The organism is Acinetobacter sp. AM, from assembly GCF_003105055.1.
Taxonomy (GTDB): domain Bacteria; phylum Pseudomonadota; class Gammaproteobacteria; order Pseudomonadales; family Moraxellaceae; genus Acinetobacter; species Acinetobacter tibetensis.
Genome location: NZ_QETG01000001.1, coordinates 139,169 through 157,073 on the forward strand (window position 1 = coordinate 139,169; position 17,905 = coordinate 157,073).

Annotated in this window: 14 protein-coding genes, 3 tRNA genes and 1 pseudogene; 14 read left to right on the top strand and 4 right to left on the bottom strand. The window is 42.2% G+C overall.

What is annotated here, in order from left to right:
- Nucleotides 1–635: 635 nt before the first annotated feature.
- The 5 genes from DCO44_RS00660 (at nt 636) to DCO44_RS00680 (ending at nt 6,437) form a co-directional block, all read left to right on the top strand.
- Nucleotides 636–3,980, top strand: a complete 3,345-nt coding sequence (locus tag DCO44_RS00660; RefSeq protein WP_116758706.1) for an Rne/Rng family ribonuclease — start codon at nt 636–638, stop codon at nt 3,978–3,980.
- A gap of 188 nt (nt 3,981–4,168) precedes the next feature.
- Nucleotides 4,169–6,010 (top strand): long-chain-acyl-CoA synthetase, encoded by a 1,842-nt coding sequence (locus tag DCO44_RS00665; RefSeq protein ID WP_116758707.1) that lies wholly within the window; start codon nt 4,169–4,171, stop codon nt 6,008–6,010.
- A 133-nt stretch (nt 6,011–6,143) separates the two neighbouring features.
- A tRNA-Lys gene (locus DCO44_RS00670) sits at nt 6,144–6,219 on the top strand.
- Nucleotides 6,220–6,237: 18 nt separating this feature from the next.
- Nucleotides 6,238–6,313: transfer RNA gene (locus tag DCO44_RS00675), tRNA-Lys, on the top strand.
- Between the two features lie 48 nt (nt 6,314–6,361).
- Nucleotides 6,362–6,437: transfer RNA gene (locus DCO44_RS00680), tRNA-Lys, on the top strand.
- A 98-nt stretch (nt 6,438–6,535) separates the two neighbouring features.
- Here DCO44_RS00680 and DCO44_RS00685 read toward each other — a convergent pair.
- A complete protein-coding gene (locus tag DCO44_RS00685; protein ID WP_133243144.1) occupies nt 6,536–7,198 on the bottom strand; it encodes a hypothetical protein in 663 nt (220 codons plus the stop codon).
- 292 nt (nt 7,199–7,490) lie between these two features.
- Here DCO44_RS00685 and DCO44_RS00690 point away from each other — a divergent pair, with 292 nt between their 5' ends.
- Nucleotides 7,491–7,757: a PspC domain-containing protein gene (locus DCO44_RS00690; RefSeq protein ID WP_116758709.1), complete on the top strand. Its 267-nt coding sequence runs from the start codon at nt 7,491–7,493 to the stop codon at nt 7,755–7,757.
- Nucleotides 7,758–7,840: 83 nt separating this feature from the next.
- Here the strand turns inward: DCO44_RS00690 and DCO44_RS00695 are convergent, their stop codons facing one another.
- Both DCO44_RS00695 and DCO44_RS00700 read right to left on the bottom strand, forming a co-directional pair.
- Nucleotides 7,841–8,941 carry an HPP family protein gene (locus DCO44_RS00695; RefSeq protein ID WP_416224508.1) on the bottom strand — a complete coding sequence of 367 codons (1,101 nt, stop codon included), beginning with the start codon at nt 8,939–8,941 and terminating at the stop codon, nt 7,841–7,843.
- A gap of 122 nt (nt 8,942–9,063) precedes the next feature.
- Complete coding sequence (locus DCO44_RS00700; protein WP_116758711.1) at nt 9,064–9,474, bottom strand: lysozyme inhibitor LprI family protein; 411 nt, start codon at nt 9,472–9,474, stop codon at nt 9,064–9,066.
- Between the two features lie 263 nt (nt 9,475–9,737).
- Between DCO44_RS00700 and glyQ the strand changes: the two genes are divergently transcribed.
- From glyQ to DCO44_RS00740, 8 genes and pseudogenes are all read left to right on the top strand, one after another.
- Nucleotides 9,738–10,727, top strand: coding sequence for a glycine--tRNA ligase subunit alpha (gene glyQ / locus DCO44_RS00705; RefSeq protein ID WP_116758712.1), 990 nt, complete (start codon nt 9,738–9,740; stop codon nt 10,725–10,727).
- Entirely contained in the window at nt 10,727–12,796 is a 2,070-nt protein-coding gene (glyS, locus tag DCO44_RS00710) for a glycine--tRNA ligase subunit beta (RefSeq protein WP_116758713.1), read from the top strand. Before glyQ ends, glyS begins: the two co-directional genes overlap by 1 nt.
- Nucleotides 12,797–12,878: 82 nt before the next feature.
- A complete protein-coding gene (locus tag DCO44_RS00715; RefSeq protein WP_116758714.1) occupies nt 12,879–13,352 on the top strand; it encodes a hypothetical protein in 474 nt (157 codons plus the stop codon).
- Nucleotides 13,331–13,531: pseudogene (locus tag DCO44_RS00720) on the top strand (hypothetical protein); the annotation flags it as partial. The gene DCO44_RS00715 and the pseudogene DCO44_RS00720, both read left to right, overlap by 22 nt.
- Nucleotides 13,532–13,543: 12 nt before the next feature.
- Nucleotides 13,544–14,752: a methionyl aminopeptidase gene (locus DCO44_RS00725; protein ID WP_133243145.1), complete on the top strand. Its 1,209-nt coding sequence runs from the start codon at nt 13,544–13,546 to the stop codon at nt 14,750–14,752.
- A 129-nt stretch (nt 14,753–14,881) separates the two neighbouring features.
- Entirely contained in the window at nt 14,882–15,271 is a 390-nt protein-coding gene (locus tag DCO44_RS00730) for a hypothetical protein (RefSeq protein ID WP_116758717.1), read from the top strand.
- A gap of 308 nt (nt 15,272–15,579) precedes the next feature.
- Entirely contained in the window at nt 15,580–16,188 is a 609-nt protein-coding gene (locus tag DCO44_RS00735; RefSeq protein ID WP_116758718.1) for a hypothetical protein, read from the top strand.
- Nucleotides 16,189–16,424: 236 nt separating this feature from the next.
- On the top strand, nt 16,425–16,805 hold the full coding sequence (locus DCO44_RS00740; RefSeq protein WP_133243146.1) for a hypothetical protein: 381 nt from the start codon (nt 16,425–16,427) through the stop codon (nt 16,803–16,805).
- Between the two features lie 62 nt (nt 16,806–16,867).
- On the opposite strand, the gene DCO44_RS00745 is transcribed toward DCO44_RS00740, so the two are convergent.
- Nucleotides 16,868–17,821 carry a 2-hydroxyacid dehydrogenase gene (locus tag DCO44_RS00745; RefSeq protein WP_116758720.1) on the bottom strand — a complete coding sequence of 318 codons (954 nt, stop codon included), beginning with the start codon at nt 17,819–17,821 and terminating at the stop codon, nt 16,868–16,870.
- Nucleotides 17,822–17,905 lie beyond the last annotated feature (84 nt).

Sequence of the window (17,905 nt, forward strand, 5' to 3'; positions counted from 1 at the left end):
GCGCACGGAAACCATCGTAAGTGAATCATCATCAACGCATTTCAATTGAATTTAAGTTGAAATGTGACTGACATTTTGATTATAAACTCGAAAAGGTCCCAAAAGAATTATGCCGACGCCGAAGGCTTATTATATCGGCAAAACTGCAAACTGTTGCGTTTAATTGTACCTCAGGTACATAAATCAGTTTGCCTGAAAAAATATGTCGCCAACCTCAAGTTGGTTTTTAAACGTAAACTGATACACATCAGATTAGTCGCACCCTGAAACCACATTCAGGCTACAGCGTCTGATGCATTGGATCTGCACAATTTGTAAAGATACGACGATAATTCCGTATCAAGACACTCTTATGTAGGGATGCTCTTCGAGCAATGTGACAGTGAAAGTTACTCACATCCAATGCACCGCTCGTTCGCCAGTGAAGTGTACAGGTGTCTTTAATCGTTGAAAGATTGAAGCCGTATTGCCATCATCAATACGTGAATCAAAACTGGAGCCCACCTTAAAAAAGGCCAGTGAAAACCCTCAGACCACAATTGGTTTATTTGAGATCTGAGTTTGATCCATGATGTTTGATGCTCGCTACGTGAATAGCGATTTTTTGCTGTGTATCACTATAAGGTGTTACACCCATGAAACGTATGTTGATTAATGCAACACATGCTGAGGAAGTCCGCGTTGCACTGGTTACTGGTCAGCGTCTTTACGATTTTGATTTAGAAAATCGTACTCGTGAACAAAAAAAATCGAATATCTATAAAGGTCATGTGACTCGCGTCGAGCCTTCTCTAGAAGCTGTATTTGTAGAATATGGTGCAGGTCGCCAAGGCTTCCTGTCTATGCGCGAAATCGCAAATTCATACTACAAAGCTGACCCTCGCCAGACTTCGAATATCCGTGAACTGATTACTGAAGGTACTGAGCTTTTAGTCCAAGTGGAAAAAGAAGAACGTGGCAACAAAGGCGCGGCACTTTCTACCTTTATTTCTTTGGCAGGTCGCTATTTAGTCCTTATGCCTAACAATCCAAAAGGTGGTGGCATCAGCCGTCAAATTTCGGGTTCAGTTCGTGAAGAATTAAAAGAAATGTTGGCATCACTCAATGTCCCTCGTGGCATGAGCGTGATTGTACGTACTGCGGGTATTGGTCGCTCTCAGGAAGAGTTACAACTCGATCTACAGCACCTTCTCGATCTTTGGGCACAAATCCAAAGCACTGCAAGTTCTGGTCCATCACCAATGTTGGTGCATCAAGAAGCCGGTGTGGTGACGCGTGCCATCCGTGATTACTTACGTGATGATGTGGCAGAAATCTTAATTGACTCTGAGCAAGCCTATAACGAAGCGTATAACTTCGTAAAAGCAGTCATGCCTCGTCAAATCGACAAGTTAAAAACCTATACGTTAAACGAGCCATTATTTGCTCATTTTGGTATTGAAAGCCAAATTCAAACTGCGTATGAGCGTGAAGTAAAATTACCTTCTGGTGGTTCAATCGTGATTGACCAAACAGAAGCTTTGGTTTCGATCGATATTAACTCTGCAAAATCGACTCGTGGTCATGATGTAGAAGAAACTGCACTCAATACCAACCTAGAAGCCGCAGAAGAAATTGCACGTCAATTGCGCTTACGCGATATTGGTGGTTTGGTGGTCATCGACTTCATCGATATGACCAAAGACCGCAACCAACGCATGGTGGAAGCAAAATTACGTGAAGCAACACAAAGCGACCGCGCCCGCATTCAGTTTGGTCAATTGTCGCGCTTTGGTTTAATGGAAATGAGCCGTCAACGCTTACGTCCATCTTTAGAAGAAGCCACTGGTTATGTTTGCCCACGTTGCCACGGTACCGGTATGGTGCGTGACTTGCGCTCACTTTCACTTTCAATTATGCGTAAAGTGGAAGAAATTGCCCTACGTGAACGTCATGGTGAAGTTCAAGTTGAAGTGCCTGTAGAAATTGCTGCATTCTTATTGAATGAAAAGCGTCACAGCTTGGTTTACTTAGAGCAAACCTCGGGTGTTCGTGTAACAGTATTGCCACACCCTCACTTAGAAACGCCGCATTACGAAATTTCTTATAACCCTGAAGGCTTCGCGCCAACCAGTTATGAACGTACCGAAGCAACACGTTCTAGCGAAAAAGAATTGGGTTATGAAGCTTCAAATTGGCATTTAGAAGATGCTGATCAACAACCAAGCGCTGCACCTATTGCTGACAAAAATAGCAAGAAAAAGCCACAGCAAGCTGCTCAACAAAGTACGCAAGCCCCTAGCCCTGCTGCTGCAACAACTGCGTCAAGCAGCCCATGTGCATGGTTAGAAAATCTATTTGTTCAAAAGCAAGCACACACGGTTGATCAAGCCCGTACAGCAAATAATGCTGCATCTGCAATTGAGCAAATGGTCAATGGTGGCGCAGTCAGCCGCGGTCAATTTGGTCAAGTAACAGCAACACCTGCTGCTGTTGTCGCAACACCTGTTGCAAACAACAATGTGTACTTGTCGGCTACACCTGCTCCACAAAAATCAGAGCAACGTGACTTTGCAGAAAAAAATTCTGAGAAAGAAGAAAAAACGCAACGTCACAACAAAAAGCGTAACAATAACACCAAGCAACGCGAACAACGTGAGCAACCACAAGAACAAAATCAAGTGGTTGAAGAAGTTGTACAAATGTCGCGCCAAGAGCAACGCCAAGAACAGCGTGAGCAAAAGCGTCAACGTCAGCAACAACGTCAACCACAGCAAGATCAACAGAGCGAAACGCATGCTGAACAAGCTGTTCCACGTCGTGACCGTAACAACCAGCAACGTCCGAATCGCCCAAATCGCCACCGCGACCAAAGCGTATTCAATGAGCAGCAAGCTGCGGTAGTAGCACCTGCTCCAGTCGTGGTCGATGAGCAACAAGTCAAGGTAGAAGTCATTGATGCTCCGCGTCAAGACATCATGCCGACAGCACTTGTGGTCAATGTGGATCAAGCGCAAAGTGAAATCATCGCCATCAACAAGCCTACAACCGTAAAGGCTGTGGAAGCTGTGGCTGTTCCTGCCGTGACTGAAACTCCAGAAGTGGTTGAAGCTGCTCCTGCCACTGCTGTGACTGAAGCAAAAGGTGAAGTTCAGGCTAAAGTACCAGCACCACAAGTTGAAGTGGAAGCTCAAAAGCCTCGTTCTGACGGCAAACGTGCAAGCAATGACCCGCGTATGCATCGTCGCCAACAACGTGATGCTCAAGCTAAACGAGCGCAAGCGCCAAAGCTTAACCCATCACAAGTACCGACTTTAGCCCAATACACAGTAGGTAGCTTAATTCGCCATGTTTATGGTGAAGACTGTGCTGTGCTGATTGAGCAGTTTGGCTTAATTCCAACCTTCAACCGCGCACTACAGAAGTTTACTGCAGAATATGCAGCAAGCCTCAACACAAGTACTGTGGTTGTTGAAACGGAGAAAAAACCTGTCACACGTGATGTAGAAGTTGCGAAAGCTACTCCTGAAGCTGAACCAGCACCTGTGTTGGACTTAACACCGCCAAAGCCTGAGTCAGAAAAGCGCGTTGCCAATGACCCGCGTGAGCGTCGTCGTTTAGCAAAACAGGCTGCTGAGCAAGCCCTAGCACAAGTAAAACAAGCACACGTGGAAGAAACGCCTGTTGCTGCTGAACTCACTGCCGTAGCAGTAGTTGAAAATGTTACTGAGGCGGTTGAACCTGTCGAGGCTGCTACCGAAGTTGCAGTAACTGAAGCTGTTCCTGAACCTGCTGTAGTAGTAGAAGAGGCAATGGTTGAAACTAAAACACCTGTGAAAGCTAAAGCCAAAGCAGAACCTGCACAGACTGAGCTTGCTGTAGATGTTATCGAAGATACAGCGACAGAAGAAACTGCGGCTGAAAAGGAAGAGAAAGAAAAAGCTCGTCCGCGTCGTCCACGTGGCCGCCCACCGAAAAAAATAACGCCTACAGCAGAGTAAGTATTTACCCAATTGTTGTAAAATAATTAAAACCTAGTCATTTCGATGGCTAGGTTTTTTTTGTTATTTTGAACAGATTAGGTTGATTGCACTAGAAAGAAACGATTAAAAGGACAACTGTACAGATTACTTCGTTCAACCTGTAGACAAAGACATCGTATTGGACACGAAAAATAAATAGGATTCTTATGAGCCAAACCACACAGAGCGATCTTATTGGAATTACAGACGTCGCTGCCAAAATCCCGCAATTTATTGGAAAACTTCCACATCTGGTTACAGGGTTGAAACAAGCATATTTACGTACCCCAAACTCTCCAGCGGGCTTAGGTATTGCCTTTGAAAAAGCCGTAAAACGCAACCCACATGGCTATGCATTATTATTTGAAGAGCAAAAATATACCTATCAACAACTCAATGATTGGGCAAACCAAATTGGACACTATTATTTGTCAATTGGTGCGCAAAAAGGTGATGTCATTGCAGTAATGGTTGAAAATCGCCCAGAACTGGTTGCCAGTGTTTTAGCTTTGGCAAAAATTGGGGTCACGGCGGCTTTGGTGAATACTTCACAAGTTGGCAAAGTTTTGGCGCATAGTATTAATTTGGTCAACCCAATTGCACTCATTGTCGGAGAAGAATGCCGCGCTGCCGTAGATGACATTCGTCAAGAGCTTAACTTGCCTGAGCAGCGTTTTCATTGGTTTGCCGACCAAGAAACACGTCAACATACAGCTACAGCACCTGTACATTATCTAAATTTAGCCGATGAAATCATCACCTTTCCGACCTTTAACACGCCAACCACGCATAGCGTGAAAGGCAAAGATGGCTTATTTTACATCTATACCTCGGGCACCACAGGCTTACCGAAAGCGGTGATCTTCACCCATAGTCGCTGGACACTTGCCTATGGCACTTATGGGCACGTGCTGGATTTAAACAGTGATGATGTCATGTACGTTACCCTGCCGCTCTACCACGCGACAGGTATTGTGGTGTGCTGGTGTGGAGTGATTGCAAGTAGTGCGACTTTGGCATTGCGACGTAAATATTCGACCTCTGCGTTCTGGAAAGATGTGCAAACATTTAACGCATCTGCGATTGGCTATGTAGGAGAGCTATGCCGTTACTTAATGGATGCGCCTGCATCGGAGTTGGAGCACACCCATCGTGTCAAAAAAATGATTGGCAATGGCATGCGCCCGAATATCTGGGACAAATTTAAACAACGTTTTGGTGTAGAAGAAGTGCTTGAACTCTATGCATCCAGTGAAGGTAATGTTGGCTTTAGCAATGTGTTTAATTTCGACAACACTGTCGGATTCTCCCCAACACCTTATGCTATCGTTCAATTCGACAAAGAAAAAAACGAACCTATTCGTGATGTAAATGGTTGGTGTCAAAAAGTAAGCAAAGGCGAAGTCGGCCTGTTGATCGGTAAAATTACCCGTCGCTCCCCTTTTGATGGCTATACCGACCCTGAAAAAAACAAGTCTGTGATTATGTCCAACGTGTTTAAGAACGGCGATGCCTACTTTAACACAGGTGATTTAGTGCGGGATATTGGCTTCCGCCATGCACAGTTTGTTGACCGCCTTGGCGATACCTTCCGCTGGAAAGGCGAAAATGTCTCGACCACTGAAGTCGAGAACATGTTGTGTGAATATCCCAAAATTGCCGAAGCGGTAGTATATGGCGTGGAAATTCCACACACCAATGGACGTGCAGGTATGGCTGCTATCACCTTAGCAGAGCAAGCCCAACTGAATGAACAAGACCTGCAAGCCATGCTCAGTTGCTTCAAAAAAAGCTTACCAGCCTATGCCATCCCTGTATTCTTACGTGTTCAAAAACAAGTGGAAACCACAGGTACCTTTAAATATCAGAAGAACAAGCTGAAAGAGCAAGCCTTCGATCCAGAAAAAACCAATGAACAAATTTTAGTCTTATTGCCCAATAGCAATGCCTATTGCGATATGAATACTGAAATTTACAGCAATATCCAACAGTACCAATATCGCTTCTAAACTGAAATTTTGGTAATTTTTTGCATAAAATCAGGCAAAGTTGTTGTATTTATAATCAAACATCAACAACTTTGCGATTTTTCTCTTGCGCTCGTTCGATATCTTGCTACAATACGCTCCATCAAAACGAGATGGGTCGTTAGCTCAGTTGGTAGAGCAGCGGACTTTTAATCCGTTGGTCCCGCGTTCGAGTCGCGGACGACCCACCACTTATTTTGATTCCTGATGGGTCGTTAGCTCAGTTGGTAGAGCAGCGGACTTTTAATCCGTTGGTCCCGCGTTCGAGTCGCGGACGACCCACCATCTTTAAGCTTTATTTAAAAGCTGTCATAATGTGAAAGCATTCTAAATGGGTCGTTAGCTCAGTTGGTAGAGCAGCGGACTTTTAATCCGTTGGTCCCGCGTTCGAGTCGCGGACGACCCACCATTTATTGCAAAACATCTTAAAATATCTCCTTGAGCACCGCTCTCCGCATCGCTACTAGATTTTCATAGCAAATTGATAGCGTCAAATTTCATTGCAAATTATTGATCTTTAATTAAACGATACGCTTGTGTCGGCATGGGATAGCCTGCTGCAAACAAGTGTTGATTCATTTGATTATCTAGATCTAAAGTTCGATCCAAATTTAGAATAAGATTCTGTTGTTTATCGATCCGATAATAAAATTCTGCCCCCTCTTCTAAATGCACCACCAATTCAGAATCTTCTGGGTTCACTGACCATGTATCACGTCGATAAGTTCGGATATTACTGTCTTCAGCCATTTTTTCACTAAACAGCTTTCCTGTGTAAACAATACTCCGATAGGCAGAACCATCAGCAGCCAAAGTCAAAATATATTCTGCTGCACCTTCAGAGCATTGTACGAAGTCATCTTTACAGGAAATCTTGACATGATAGCGTCCCACATAAGGGGCTTGCTCATCAGTTGAATCTTGTTGCACTGTTGATGCCGCCTCGTTAGGTATACTCGCCTGCCCCGCCACTTCCGTTAATTTCTTGCCTGACTGTAGCGGATGGGCAGCAGATGTAGGCTGTTCTTCAGCAGCAGATGCTATTGGGTCAGCATTTGGATTTGGGGGTGTTGAGCGACTACACGCAGCCAAAATTAGACTGACACACAAACAAGCCAGTAACGCCCCACCTAACTTCGGATGAAGTCTTACACTTTTCCATTTCATCACGTTAATACACAATCCACATTCATTTGACCGAGCACCCAGAGGGTAAAAAATGTTATCGCGTCATTTATCCTTAAATTCAGCAATAGCATTGTAAGCACCTGTATTTACTTATCAAAAATAAAGGCATCTGTAAATTTGATCACATTTTATGTAGCACACGGCTGAGCGCCTATGTTTATTTACATAACTTAACTATTTTCGTGCTGGCTTTGCTTTAAAAATTGAATTGCATCACCATTTATTAACTATGGGTTTGCAAGATACCCCTCATTCAATTTTTAAGGAGACCTGAATGGCCAATGTTGGTTTATATCGTTCGAATCGCCAAAATATAATTGCAGGTGTTATGGGCGGTATTGCTGAACGTTTTGGTTGGAATGCAAACTTATTAAGAATTATTTTCTTTTTGGTTTCCGTCATGAGTGCCGCATTTCCAGGTATTTTAGTGTATTTGATTTTATGGCTAGTCATTCCGAAACGGGTAGAAGCGATAGATTCAGATGCATCGAATTACCACCGCCCTATACGTACTGTAAATAACAACAAGACACCATTATAGGTTTTAAACAATATCATTTGACCTACCATTTTGGTCGCTACGGCTTTTTCCCCAAAGAGTCGTAGCTTTTTTATTTAGCTCACTTATTTTTGATTTTTCAATTGAATTAATTGCTGGTTTAATGCTGCAATCATATCTGCACGACTAATCATTCCCACCAATTGTTGTTGCTCAACTACAGGAATGTAGTTAAACGAACGCTCTACAAAGTACGGCACTAAATCCTGAATTGGCTGACTTGGCTGTACCGTCACCACTTGTCGATTCATAATTTGTTTCACCTGATGTTCCCAACTGGCTTTCGGGTCGGCAGCACGTTTAAACCATTCCACGACTTCATACAATGCTAAAGTTCCTACCAAATGGTTGTCTGCATTGACTACGGGTAAGCTCATCAAGTTCACTTGTTTAAACTTATCTAAGGCCAAATGAATATCATCTTGCTCATTCAGCATCAGTACATCTTTAGACATCAGGTCTTGGCAGGTTAGTTCATTCACTGCACGTGCGTTGGCAATTTGCTGTGCCTTGAGAATAATCTTTTGTAAATCATATTCACTGATGTCGAGCAACTGTGGCTGATGCTCCAACACATTGTGAATATCTTGCGGCTGAATGGTGACTTTTTGGGTCGGTGTCGGATCGGTGGAACGTGAGTTTAGCTGTGCTGTTTGCGGATATTGGCGTCCCAACATTCGGTTAAAGATAATGGCGATAATCAAGAGCAATAATGAATTCAATAACACAGGATAGGCAATAAAGACATAGCCTAGCTCATGCACACTTTTACCACCCAACACCGCAGTAATGGCGACAGCACCACTGGGTGGATGTAAAGAATCAGTGGTCATCATCAAAAAGATCGACAACGCCACCGCAATACTAAATGCTTCGGTTAAATTCGGCATATATAGCGCACAAGTGACGCCTATAAAGCCCGCCAAAGTATTACCTATAATCATATTCCATGGCTGCGCCAAAGGACTGGCGGGGACAGCAAACAGCAGTACCGAAGATGCGCCCATTGGAGCAATGTACCATGCATTAATATCACCCAACACCCACCAACTAATAAGCGAGGAAAGTGCTAAGCCCAATAATGCACCTAAACCACAGAGCATTCTTTCCTTTAGCGGTAACACTTTAAAATTAGGTTTTAAGGTATTTAACCATTCAAGTTGCATATGAAACACAGCCGCCCTTCTACTTTTTTGCACTTAACTGGTGCAAAATTATACGTGGTCTTCCCAATAAGATGCATCTATTTTATATCTTATTCTTATGAGTAATTCTGTTGAACAACTTGTTAAATATATTGCTGTAACTGTGCAACCCGCTCAGCATACTGCTGCATTGGACAATACGCATACATGGGCGAACCAATATACTGTCCAGCATTCTCACACTCTTGATCAACATAGGCTTTCCACAACCGCTGCGACTTTAAAATGGCTTGATAGCGTTCAGGTTGATGCCACTCCGCACTTTGTACCCGAATTTGATCGAGTAATGCCACAATTTGCTTTTCATAGCCTTGTTTGGCTTGATCCGCGCAAATTTGTACCACGCTATTGTTAATCCCTGCCAGTTGCTGCTCTTGAATGGTTTGCTCAACACATTCGCTATACGGATCCGATTCAGTCGTCGGTTGTTGGGCACACACCAACCCAATAGAGCCAAGAACCAATACACTGGTGGATAGAATAAATTTCAGCATGACTTGTCACTTTTGTTGTTATGAATTGTCCTCACTATAGCAAAATGCTTGATGATAGCCCAATCTACACAATTGATCTTCAAGCTTTAAAACTCGAATTTGAAGATTCGAATTTCAGCAGTTCACCTTATCTAACCGTGTTCAAGCCATAGCAAATATATACACAAATTTTAAATTGATGATTCAAGCTGAACCCTTTGCCACTCCCCTGCAAAATCCTTATACTTAGAGCCAATTTTTCTCTAATTTTTAATGGATGCACCATGAGTCGCGCCATATCGCATATTGATACATTTCAAGGCTTAATTCTTGCCTTACAAAACTACTGGGCTGAACAAGGTTGTGTGATCTTACAACCTTATGATATGGAAATGGGTGCTGGGACTTTCCACACAGCAACTTTCCTTCGCGCTTTAGGGCCAGAAACTTGGAACGCGGCTTATGTACAACCTTCACGTCGTCCAAAAGACGGTCGTTATGGCGAAAACCCAAACCGTTTGCAACACTACTACCAGTTCCAAGTGGTGTTAAAACCAAACCCAGACAACATCCAACAGCTTTACCTTGACTCGCTTAAAGCCATCGGAATTGACCCACTGGTTCACGATATTCGTTTTGTCGAAGACAACTGGGAATCTCCAACACTGGGTGCTTGGGGCTTGGGTTGGGAAGTTTGGCTCAACGGTATGGAAGTAACTCAGTTTACTTACTTCCAACAAGTCGGTGGGGTTGAATGCTACCCAGTGACAGGTGAAATTACTTATGGTCTTGAACGTTTGGCCATGTACTTACAAGGTGTAGACTCAGTTTACGATCTTGTTTGGACCAAAGGTCAATTTGGTACAGTGACCTATGGCGATGTATTCCATCAAAATGAAGTAGAACAATCGACGTATAACTTTGAATATGCCAACGTTGAAAAAATGTTTGAATTATTCGACTTCTATGAAGCGGAAGCTACGCGCTTAATGGAAGCTGAACTTCCACTTCCTGCCTACGAACAAGTGATTAAAGCATCACACAGCTTTAACTTGCTCGATGCACGTGGTGCGATTTCTGTAACTGAGCGTCAACGTTATATTTTACGTGTACGTACTTTGGCACGTTCGATTGCACAAAGCTATGTGGCTGCTCGTGCCAAGCTTGGTTTCCCAATGGCAGAACCACATTTACGTGATGAAGTATTAGCTCAACTCAAAGCTCAGGTTGAAGCGGAAGCGGCTCAAGCAGAAAAATCAGCGGAGAACAAATAATGTCTAAACATACCGTTTTATTTGAACTTGGCTGTGAAGAACTTCCCCCAAAAAGCTTAAAAACTTTACGTGATGCCTTACAAGCTGAAACTGTAAAAGGCTTAAAAGATGCTGGCTTGGCTTTTGATTCTATCGAAGCCTATGCTGCGCCACGTCGTTTGGCATTGAAAATTATCAATGTAGATGCAGCGCAAGCAGACACGCAAAAACGTTTTGATGGCCCTGCTGTACAAGCTGCTTATGATGCTGAAGGCAAGCCGACCAAAGCACTTGAAGGCTTTATGCGTGGTCAAGGCATTACAGCGGATCAAGTTTCAACTTTCCAAGCAGGTAAAGTTGAAAAAGTCTGCTTCTTGAAAGATGTTAAAGGTCAAAGCCTTGATGCTTTACTGCCACAAATTTTACAAACTGCTTTGGACAACCTTCCAATTGCAAAACGTATGCGTTCTGCGGCAAGCCGTACTGAATTCGTGCGTCCTGTAAAATGGGTTGTGTTGCTTAAAGATAACGATGTTGTTGATGCAACCATTCAGGATCACAAAGCAGGCAATGTGACTTATGGTCATCGTTTCCATGCACCTGAAGCGATTACTTTAGCCAATGCCGATGCCTACTTAGATGCACTTCGTGCTGCGAAAGTTGTGGCGAATTTTGAAGAACGCCAAGCGATCATTGATCAACAAGTCAAAGCACTTGCGGATGAAGTCAATGCGATTGCGATTGTGCCTGCGGATCTTCGTGACGAAGTGACCGCATTGGTGGAATGGCCAGTTGCACTTCGTGCGAGCTTTGAAGAGCGTTTCCTTGCTGTGCCTCAAGAAGCATTAATTACTACCATGCAGGACAACCAAAAGTATTTCTGTTTGGTAAATAGCGATAACAAGCTCCAGCCTTACTTCATTACCATTTCAAACATTGAGTCTAAAGATCCGTCTCAAATTATTGAAGGTAATGAGAAAGTGGTACGTCCACGTTTGTCAGATGCTGAATTCTTCTTCTTGCAAGACCAAAAGCAACCGCTTGCGTCTCGTAAAGAAAAACTGGCGAATATGGTATTCCAAGCACAATTGGGTACGCTTTGGAACAAATCTGAACGTATTGCTAAATTGGCTGTAGCCCTTGCGCCAATTACAGGTGCAACCGTTGCCGATGCTGAAAAAGCAGCACTTCTTGCCAAATGTGACTTAACGTCTGAACTTGTAGGTGAATTCCCTGAACTTCAAGGGATTGCGGGGACTTACTACGCACGTCTTGAAGGCGAAAATGATGAAGTGGCTGAAGCTTTAGGTGAGCAGTATCTTCCTAAATTTGCGGGTGACGTGTTACCACAAACCAAAACAGGCACGACCATTGCCCTTGCAGACCGTTTAGACACGCTCACTGGTATTTTTGGTATTGGTCAAGCACCGACTGGTTCAAAAGACCCATTTGCTTTACGTCGTTCTGCGATTGGTATTTTGCGTTTAGTGACTGAAAACAATCTTGATGTTTCGATTGAAGAACTCATCAAGTTGGCTTTAGCGGCTTATGGCGATGTATTGAAAGATCACGACAAGACTTTGGCGGATGCTGTTGCATTCCTAGAAGGTCGTTACCGTGCGAAATACGAAGACCAAGGCGTTGCGGTTGATGTGATTCAAGCCGTTCAAGCCTTGTCTCCAAAATCTCCTCTTGATTTTGACAAGCGTGTCAATGCGGTTAATCACTTCCGTAACTTGGCTGAAGCGGCTGCGCTTGCTGCGGCAAACAAACGTGTTGCCAACATTCTTGCGAAAGAAGCGACTTCAGAAGGTGCAGTCGTTGAAGCGAAATTGGTTGAAGATGCTGAAAAAGCATTATTCGCAGAGCTTCAAGCCATTACTCCAGTGGTTGAGCCATTATTGGCTGCGAAAGACTACACCGAAGCACTTTCTAAACTCGCTGCCCTTCGCGCGCCAATTGATGCCTTCTTTGATGGCGTAATGGTCATGGCGGATGATGCTGAATTGAAAGCTAACCGTTTACGTTTACTGGCTCAGTTACGTGGCTTGTTTACAAGTGTTGCGGATATTTCAGTGTTGCAGCATTAAGCTCAATAATTGAAATAAAATTAAAACCCTGCTAGAAATAGCGGGGTTTTTTAATACTAAAAATAAATCAGCAGTCATCATAATGAATACCTCTTCAATTAAAAAGTTTTACCGTATAGATGCTTACCTCGTGCTTTGCCACACCCTTTTGCTGGCATTCGGTTATGGTCTATGGAAGCTATATCCTCATATACAGACCAAACCAGATATGAGCGGCCTATTCTTTATGATTATCTCTATTTTGGGCGGTTTTGCAGGGCTGATTATGCTAGCTGTGACTCTGCCTCGTTTAGACCGTTCTGTTCGTAATTTATCAGTGAACAAATTTGTTTTGGCTCTGCTGTATTGGGTTTCTAGTACCACCATTTTTGTGCTATTTGGCATCAGCAAATTCTTCTTCAATAATCCGCTCGTTTTACTGATTTTTGTTTTGGTTTTTTTCAGTAGTATTTATCTTTCTGTGATCCGCCTTGCAGATATGCGTAAAAAAGACTGGCTGATCTTAAGCGGAATTTTTGGAGCTATTGGGCTGTGCTTCTTTTTGCCAAAGCTTTAGAAAACGGTTTAAGCAAAGATGCGGAGCTTGTAGCTCCTTACGTACCTCACAATACCTTCTTTGATGGTGTAATGGTGATGGCGGATGATGCTGAATTGAAAGCAAACCGTTTACGTTTACTGGCGCAGTTACGTGGCTTGTTTACCAGTGTTGTAGATATTTCAGTGTTGCAGCACTAAAGTCTTAGTTACTTGAATTTAAAAGAAAACCCCGTTATAAGTATAACGGGGTTTTCTTTAGGACTTTATAAAGTTAATAAGATTATGAATTCATTAGTATTTAAGAATAAAACACTCTCAGAAGTAATAAGCTTTACTTCCAGTAACTCTAGAAATGAAAAATGTTGGTGTGACTCTGGAAAAAAATTTAAGCATTGTCATTTAGATAAAGAGAAAATGACACCAATGACGATACAAGAAGAACAAGATCATCTAAAAAAAATAGATAGGAATTTAAAATTATGCCTTTTTAATAAATTCGATAATGATTGCTCCAATGGTATTATTAAGGCTCACTCCGTTTCACAAGAATTATTTTTAAGAAAAATCTCAAAAAAAGATAAAGTCTATAGCCCTCATATGGACATGATTAAATATAAAATAAACATGAAAGAAATAGGCGTTACTAAAGCCTCAGTTTTTTATGGTTTCTGCAACAAACATGATACTAATCTTTTTAGTGACTTTGAAAGAAAGGAATTTATAGCTTCTAGCAATCAACTACTTAAAATAGGCTATAGATCGCTCTGTTTAGAAATATTTAAAAAAATTAAAGTTATTAAAAAGTATCATTTTTTTAAAGAAAATAAAGATCGAGGGAAAAATTTACTTGAGCAATATAAAATTCAAATGCGTTCAAATATAGAAATTGAATTTAATAAAAATTCTCTGATTAAATTAGAAAAAATTCAATCTCTACTACACAATGATATTCTTAATAATACTTCCAACAAAATGAAGCATTGCCTAATAACATTAAAAGATACACAGAAAATTTTATGTAGCTCAGTAATTAGCCCTGAATTCAATTTCAATTTAGAAAGATTACAAAAATTAGAAAATACCGTAAATGCAAAAAACTTATTTTTAAATAGCTTTATTTTTAATAATATTGGTTATGTATTAATAAGCTGGCTTGAAGAAGATAATGATTACGGTAAAAACTTCTCAAATTCTATATTTTCTGAATCACACTTAATAAACCATAAACTTATAGCACTTATTCTAATGTATACAGAAAACATTTATATTTCACCAGCTTGGTGGGATAGTTTGACTGATGATAAAAGAAAAAATCTCAATAAACTAATAGAATATGTAGAGGATTTAGACAAGAATATTACTTTAAATATTAAAGATTATCCTGAAGCCCTACAATACTTATCCCATGTTTTTTTATAATGTAGTAAGCATATCTTATCATTTTGAGGAAATAGATTATCCAACAACTACTTTAATTTAATCTATAGCCAACCTTTTCTTAATTCCCTATACTCAAGCTAACAACACTCAACAAGAAAGAACGTTAATATGAAATTAAAAACACTTTTACTTACGGGCTTCACTTGCGCAGCACTCACAGCATGTACTTCATCTCCTAAAATTCCACAACTGGAAACAGGTGTACTACAAGAAGTTCAAAACCTAGATGTATATCCAGATACAACAGACAATAAAGCCAAACTCACCAAATTTACTGACAAATGCGTCATCGAATTTACAGGGAATTTAGACGGCAACAAAGTCGTCGAGCAATGGTCTTTTAGAGGCAATACCCTCATTACAGGTAGTACAGCAACATTCGAGAAAGATGGTACCAGTCAAGCCAGCAATTTCGACCTGAACAATGCCCAAGTACAGCAAAATTTCATTAAATTACGTAAAAACTTCGCCAAAGATGCTGTTGTGCAATGTAACTAAGCAACATAGAGGCTTTGTATCTATATGATGCAAAGCCTTTAAAAATATTTAAAATTCAAAACTATAAATTCATTTCCTACAATATCCCTGTACTTACATAAGTTTGCCGATATCAACAAATGGCAGCATACAGATACATCAACACCCTCTAGCAAGCTTGTATCTCTACAATCTTGTAGCGAGTGTTAAGCTGTTGTACTGAACTGTGTAAGTTTCATCTCAAAAGCGAAAACTCATTTTGAATCTGTTTATGATGCCTCACACATCCCCCTCCCAATAACGGGTGCAATGATAGAGGAAGATCCAACATGAACATGATAAAAACTGCATTCATGAGTACCACATTTTTTGCTTCTGCTTCAGTCTTTGCCAATGTCGCAGTCAATGGACAGATCAATGCCTCTGCCGAAGCACAAGGCAATACTCACGGTGTATTACACAACATTCATGAAGGTGTAACGACTTCTGCCAAGAAAGTCGGCAATGGTTTAAGCACAGCAACAGAAAATGTTGGACATGGCGTTCAACATACTTCTGCCCAAGTTGGACAGGGACTCAGCACAGCATCCGAACGCGTCGGTCAAGGCATTGAAAATGGTGCTCAAAAAACTAAATCTACCAGTAAAGCAGTATGGAGCAACACTAAACAGTTCAGCGCAGAACAAATGAAAAATGCAGGTCAAACTGCAACCAAAGCCAAAGACTACAGTGTGGAAAAAGCCGAAAGAACCCAAGCCTATTTGGGGCAAAAAATGCAGCAAGGTAAAGCAACCACTCAACACACTTGGAACAAAACCAAAACTGCACTCAGTACAACTGCACAGGCAGATGTGAACGCACAGGTGGGCGTACATACCCCTATTGCCAAAACTCCGGTTGGGGTTTCATCACAAACGGCAGTGAACACAGCACAATAATGCTACCAATCCATTGGTGTAGACACATTTTTAAACCAAGCAGTACTTGGGCATTCAATGAAAATTCTTGACGTCCGATGGGATACAGCAGAATATGAGGTATCCATTCGATCATGACACTATGCAAAACATGCCAGCCTACAACATGTTTTCTGCAACATAGTGCAGAGCAATAGAGGACAAAGTGCATGCAATTGATAAAAGCCGCCTTAATTTCCAGTACGGTGTTCGTGGCTATGACTCTATCTGCCCATGCTGCAGAAAGTGGCAAGAAAAAAGGCTATGGAGATAATCCAAATATTTTTGAAGTGCTGGGGCAAAAAACCTTAGATACCGCCCAGGATGCTGCCAATGCTGTGGATCGGACGACACAAAAAGGCATTGCCAAAGTCAGACCGAAAGTCGCTGGCACTTGGCAGGAAACCAAAATCTATAGTGAGGAGCAGACTGAAATCGCCAAAGAAAACTCACAGAAAGCCGCCGCTACAGTCAATAGAAAATGGAATGAAGCCAAAGCTAGTGTTTTAGGTGATCCTAATAGCCCGCCTGCTCCCATCGAATCGCACCCACTGAGTCAATCCAGCTCTTCCCCTGCTCAGAATGAACAACTCAACTAAATCACACTATTTTTTAAACCATAAAAAGCGCAGCCGACAGACTGCGCTTTTTTCATTTTTAGTCAGGCAACTTGGCGAATTGGTTGTCCTTGCTGAAAGGCAGTCACATTTTCCACCATCTGCTGCACAATACGCTGTCGTGCATCAACACTGCCCCACGCACTGTGCGGAGTGATAATTAAATTTGGAATATCTGCTGCCAATAGCACATTGCCATCTTTCGGTGGCTCTACTGTTAATACATCGGTCGCAGCACCTGCAATACGCCCTTCACGCAAAGCCTGTGCCAAAGCGGCTTCATCGACAATACCCCCGCGCGCGCAATTAATCAGAAAGGCGCTGGCTTTCATCAATTCAAATTCATCCGTACTGATTAAGTTACGGGTAGAATCGGTCAGTGGGCAATGCAGTGTGAGAAAATCCACCTGTGGCAATAATTCAGACAAAGGTAAGCGACCTTCACGTTGTGGGCGATCAGGTAAAGTAGCAATCAAGACTCGCATATCAAAGGCTTGCGCCAGTTTGGCCACGGCCTGCCCTAGCTCACCATAACCCACAATGCCCAAGGTTTTACCCGCAAGTTCCACAATCGGAAAGTCCAGTAAACAGAACTGTTTTGAGCTATTCCATACGCCTTGCTTCACCGCATGGTCATATTTCAGCAGTGAAGTTGCCAATGCCAACATCAAAGCCAAAGTGTGTTGTGCCACCGCCGAAGTGCCATACCCCTGACAGTTACACACCACAATGCCCTGTGCTTTGGCTTGAGCTAAGTCGACATTATTAGTGCCCGTGGCAGAGATTAAAATCAGTTTTAATTGTGGGCATTGCTGCATCACTTGTGCAGAAATCTGTACTTTATTGGTGATAATGACCTGTGCATCTTGCACGCGTTGTAGCACCTGATCGGTTGATGTTGCAGGATATAAAATCAGCTCATCAAAAGCGGCAGTTAAGGGTCTCAGATCCAAATCATGCTGATCTAAAGATTCCACATCTAAAAATACTGCCCTCATCCCTTGCTCCTGCTATTATTTTCCATGACTCATGTGCAGCTTATTAAAAGCCAAAGCAGGTTTCGGTTCAAGACATACACCGTA

What these genes read in the sequence shown, in the direction of transcription:
- DCO44_RS00660 (WP_116758706.1), top strand. Translation starts at nt 636, where the DNA reads ATGAAACGTATGTTGATTAATGCAACACATGCTGAGGAAGTCCGCGTT.
- DCO44_RS00665 (WP_116758707.1), top strand. Translation starts at nt 4,169, where the DNA reads ATGAGCCAAACCACACAGAGCGATCTTATTGGAATTACAGACGTCGCT.
- DCO44_RS00690 (WP_116758709.1), top strand. Translation starts at nt 7,491, where the DNA reads ATGGCCAATGTTGGTTTATATCGTTCGAATCGCCAAAATATAATTGCA.
- DCO44_RS00695 (WP_416224508.1), bottom strand. Translation starts at nt 8,941, where the DNA reads ATGCAACTTGAATGGTTAAATACCTTAAAACCTAATTTTAAAGTGTTA.
- DCO44_RS00700 (WP_116758711.1), bottom strand. Translation starts at nt 9,474, where the DNA reads ATGCTGAAATTTATTCTATCCACCAGTGTATTGGTTCTTGGCTCTATT.
- glyQ (WP_116758712.1), top strand. Translation starts at nt 9,738, where the DNA reads ATGAGTCGCGCCATATCGCATATTGATACATTTCAAGGCTTAATTCTT.
- glyS (WP_116758713.1), top strand. Translation starts at nt 10,727, where the DNA reads ATGTCTAAACATACCGTTTTATTTGAACTTGGCTGTGAAGAACTTCCC.
- DCO44_RS00715 (WP_116758714.1), top strand. Translation starts at nt 12,879, where the DNA reads ATGAATACCTCTTCAATTAAAAAGTTTTACCGTATAGATGCTTACCTC.
- DCO44_RS00730 (WP_116758717.1), top strand. Translation starts at nt 14,882, where the DNA reads ATGAAATTAAAAACACTTTTACTTACGGGCTTCACTTGCGCAGCACTC.
- DCO44_RS00735 (WP_116758718.1), top strand. Translation starts at nt 15,580, where the DNA reads ATGAACATGATAAAAACTGCATTCATGAGTACCACATTTTTTGCTTCT.
- DCO44_RS00740 (WP_133243146.1), top strand. Translation starts at nt 16,425, where the DNA reads ATGACTCTATCTGCCCATGCTGCAGAAAGTGGCAAGAAAAAAGGCTAT.
- DCO44_RS00745 (WP_116758720.1), bottom strand. Translation starts at nt 17,821, where the DNA reads ATGAGGGCAGTATTTTTAGATGTGGAATCTTTAGATCAGCATGATTTG.